A 326-nucleotide genomic window follows, 5' to 3' on the forward strand; every position below is an offset into this window, starting at 1 on the left:
TATCGGGGTCAGTGGCATCGTCGATGGCAAGAAGATCCAGCTGGGGAACACCGCGTTGATGGAAGCCGCAGGCGTGAACACCAAGCCCCTACAAGTGCGTGCAGAGTTGTTGCGTCTTGACGGCATCAGTATCATCTACCTCGCAATCGACGGGGTATTGGCAGGGTTACTGGCAGTATCAGATCCAATTAAGCCGACCTCCAAAGAAGCAGTCACCAAGCTCAAGGCTGATGACATCAAAATCATCATGGCTACTGGCGACGGGCTCACCACCGCTCGGGCTGTCGCCAGGGAGATGGGGATTGAAGAAGTCCACGGTGAAGTGA

1 protein-coding gene is annotated in these 326 nt (G+C 55.2%); it reads left to right on the forward strand.

Annotated features, from left to right (window positions below):
- Positions 1-326: HAD family hydrolase (locus tag FHL16_RS33935; protein WP_138739128.1), on the forward strand; the 326-nt coding region annotated here is incomplete at both ends.

The organism is Pseudomonas sp. FSL W5-0299, from assembly GCF_005930655.1.
Taxonomy (GTDB): Bacteria; Pseudomonadota; Gammaproteobacteria; order Pseudomonadales; family Pseudomonadaceae; genus Aquipseudomonas; species Aquipseudomonas mandelii.